The organism is Intestinibacter sp., assembly GCF_051866655.1.
GTDB lineage: Bacteria > Bacillota > Clostridia > Peptostreptococcales > Peptostreptococcaceae > Intestinibacter.
In genome coordinates this window covers 1-3,643 of sequence record NZ_JBJDXL010000311.1, presented here as the reverse complement: position 1 = coordinate 3,643, position 3,643 = coordinate 1, and the positions used below count along the sequence as shown (strand labels likewise).

The 3,643-nt window shown below is 30.5% G+C and carries 3 protein-coding genes; all 3 read left to right on the top strand.

The annotated features are described in order from the left end of the window. Positions 1–1,192: 1,192 nt before the first annotated feature. The 3 genes from ACI3VO_RS09250 (at position 1,193) to ACI3VO_RS09240 (ending at position 2,938) form a co-directional block, all read left to right on the top strand. A complete protein-coding gene (locus ACI3VO_RS09250; protein ID WP_439757640.1) occupies positions 1,193–1,318 on the top strand; it encodes a hypothetical protein in 126 nt (41 codons plus the stop codon). A gap of 288 nt (positions 1,319–1,606) precedes the next feature. Then, a complete protein-coding gene (locus tag ACI3VO_RS09245; protein WP_439757639.1) occupies positions 1,607–1,843 on the top strand; it encodes a hypothetical protein in 237 nt (78 codons plus the stop codon). A gap of 735 nt (positions 1,844–2,578) precedes the next feature. After that, positions 2,579–2,938, top strand: a complete 360-nt coding sequence (locus ACI3VO_RS09240) for a hypothetical protein (protein WP_439757638.1) — start codon at positions 2,579–2,581, stop codon at positions 2,936–2,938. The last annotated feature ends 705 nt before the right edge of the window (positions 2,939–3,643 follow it).

Genomic DNA, 3,643 nt, shown 5'->3' with positions numbered 1-3,643 from the left:
TGATTTTTCTAAAGGCTGTTATGATGTAGTAAAATGGCTACAAGGCGATGATACTAGACTAAATAGTTTCGGATATGACTTTAAGACTGGAAATTGGAATTAGAAAGAAATCATTGACCGTTATGGAATGAGTTTTGTTGGCGGTTTATTTGGTGGAGGTATTGCTAATTTAGCTACTAATTATAATGTAATCAATAATATAAATGGTATGACCTCTCAGTAGGCTATTTAGGAATTAGTATATATGGCTAGAAATAAAAAGCTAGACGAATTTAGAAAATATATACAAAAAACTTAGATAGGAGACAAAAATAAATCCACTGAAGTGTCCGATATTGGAGGAAGTCTAGTATTTGGAGAAGGAACAAAGAATAATAACTAGGATTTAATAGCAAAATAGGCTATATTTAAGTAGTTAGACTTAATACAATCTATATTAGATGCTAATGGAGCCTCTTTACCTGATGATTCTTTCTTATCTACAGTTCTTCCAGATTTAAGATATGCTGCTTTATATAAATCTACTACAGCAGGACGATTCTTGTAGGAGTTTAATAGTTTAAATGCTGAATTAGTAGATAATATAAATCAAATTAACACTATAGTAAATACTGCTAAAGATACTAATAATTCTGGAGCTGTAGAAGATTTCGAATCTCGGAAGAATAAGTTATCTAATGAGGATTAGCAGAAAGTAAAGGATCTAGAGAAAAGACAAAAGGAAATCCAAAATAAAATCAAGGATTTACTAGAAGGAAAGAGAACTTCCGAGTTTGTTTCTGATGCTCTATTTGAAATGACTCCTATGCTTAGTGATATATTTAAAGTACCTAACTTTATTATGTATGCTGAGCAATAGACTGGAAAGAAAATTTCTGATTTGAATGACTCTGAGAAAGAGCGATTGTATAAGGAATACACTAATTGGAAAACCACAGATGGACGTGATTAGATTCATATTCTTTCCGATATATACAAATCAATAGCACAACAATCTAGTAAAGTAATCTAGGAATAGATAGAAAATTATCATAAGGTAGCTCCTGAAATAGAATCTCTAAATAGAATAATAAATATAGCTCATACTCCTACTAGTAGTGATGTATCTGAGCTTTAGGAAACATTAAATTATTATCTTGGAACTCGTAATAATATTGGATTTATAGGAACTGTTGTAGATGAAGATCTTACAATGGAAACTATAACTGAGAATTTACCGGAAATAATAAACAGAATACTGGAACCTGGATTTATTAATAGAGAAACTAAGGAACATCTATTATCCATAGTAAATAAAGCACTAGACTGGACTAATTAGAAGTATAGTGAAGCTGAAGCTATGGAAGATTTTGATACTTCAGATAAAATATTACCTATTAATTAGGCTTTGAGAGCTGCTAAAGAAAATATAGAGAAAACTAATGAAAGTCCATTAGAGGAAAACCTAAACTAGTTTGCAATATCTCTAGGTCGAGATGGTATAAGTCTAACAGAATTAATTGATAAAGTTAATAGTATCTTTAGAGATAATTCAGAGGATATATCTACTTTTAATATAGAGGAAGATACATATAAAGAGCTTAATAATACTATTTAGCTTTTAGAAATGTATAAAGCTTCTATTCTGGGAGCAAGAACAGATAGTGTTGGACTTAATGATTATTATGGATACAATGCAACGTTAAATGAAGTATCTTCCAAGTTCGGAGAAAGTCTAAACTTAGCAGAAATAGATAGCGAAACAGCTGATTTATTTGTTTCTGACATCGATGTTAATCTTAATAAGCTCAAATTCCTAAAACAACTATACAATTTAAATAAGAATCAAAAATTAACTAGATAGAATAGAGTAGCAACTAAAAGAGATACTCTAATATATAAAGGATTAAAGAACTTAATAAACAATCCTGGAGATCTTAGTAATTGGAATGGTTTCAATAGTCTTAAAGAAGTTATTGAAGGAAGTACTCTACACTAGGAAATATTAGACAATTGGAAAGTATTAAATAAGTAGCAGTTAGAAGAATTTGCTAAAGAATAGTTAAATATAGAAGATAATATATATGAATTCTTTTAGAATAATAAGGATAAGTTATCTAATATAACCGAACTTAAGAAATTTATAAATCCTAATATATTCTCTTTATATAATGCTAACGAAGGAATATTAAATGAGGATTTAGATAGCTTAAGTGATAATACTTTACTATGGTGGTTAGCAAGTAGAACTGCTATCAAGGCTTCAAGTTTCTATAAAGAATTTGCTGATATTATAGACCCAACTGCCGAAAATCCAATAGCTCCTATTGCTACCTAGGAAGCTGCAGTGTATAATGCTTATGCCTCAATTCTTAATGGAGATATATTTGCTAATTTCCTATAGGCTTATAAGTAGTCTATATTAGAGGATTGGAAAACTCTTTCATTAGATAGGCAAAAAGAAATACTAAGAGATTTAGGAAAGGGAGAATCCTTAGTTAAGGAAGATGCTAGCACCTTCTTACCAATTCCGAGATATTCTAATATAACTCTTATAGATGGAATTCCTGGAAGTGGTAAGACAACTGGAGTTAGTCTAATGCTAAAACAACTATTAGCCAAATATCATCCAGAATTACTTACTAATGTAATATTTGCTCATGGTACTAATGAAGATAGTGCTAAGAAATGGGCAGAAAATCTCGGAATTAAGGATGCTAAGTCCTTTGATAGAGAGAAATTAATGAAGTATATAGATCCTAATTGGGCAGAATATCCATTTGATGATACTCTTGGATTATATACTGCTAGTGAGAAGGATTATACCTTTACTCCCGGAGAAGGAGTTAGGTCTAAAAGACCGACTATGCAGACATCCATGCCTCCTTCGTTAATATTCTTGGATGAGGTTTCTCATTTTAATGCCTACGATTTAGATCAAATAAATGACTTTGCATAGAAGCATGGAACTACTGTTATAGCTTCAGGAGATTATGATTAGGCTGGAATGTAGGTATTTCATAAACTTCCAAATGGTACTAACTATATAGGTGATTCTGAAAGAAACGATTTCATTAGGATTCCAAAGCTAGGAGTATCTATGAGAACTGATAACAGTATAAAATCAGTAAATTTATAGAAAGCATAGCTGTTCTTGCATGACTAGAAAAGCCCATTATAGTTAGAATATTACGAGGATGAAAGAGGATTATTTGGTGATAAGGTAATAACTGTAGATAATGAAGCTCAAATTGTTGATGATGATAATTTTCAGCAGAGGAAGAAAGCTATCCTAAACGAACTAAAGATAGAAGTAGATAAGCTTATTAAAACTTTAGAAGAGGGATAGAAAATAGGATATATTTTTAATAGTAAGAAATCTCCTATTTACGAAATGCTTTCATAGGATGAGTACAAAGATTATATTGACTTCAAGTTCGGAAACACTGCATAGGGTTAGGAAGGTAGATATTATATAATTGATGTTGATCCATATCGTAACAAAAATTATAGAACTACTGAGTATCTAAAAGATTTATACACCGGTATAAGTAGAGCAGAACAAGGTAGTATATTAATAGGTTATCATTCCAATAGGGATTACATTATACATTCTAAATAGGTATTTAATAAAGTTGATGAGCCTTTAGGAAAGTAGATGATT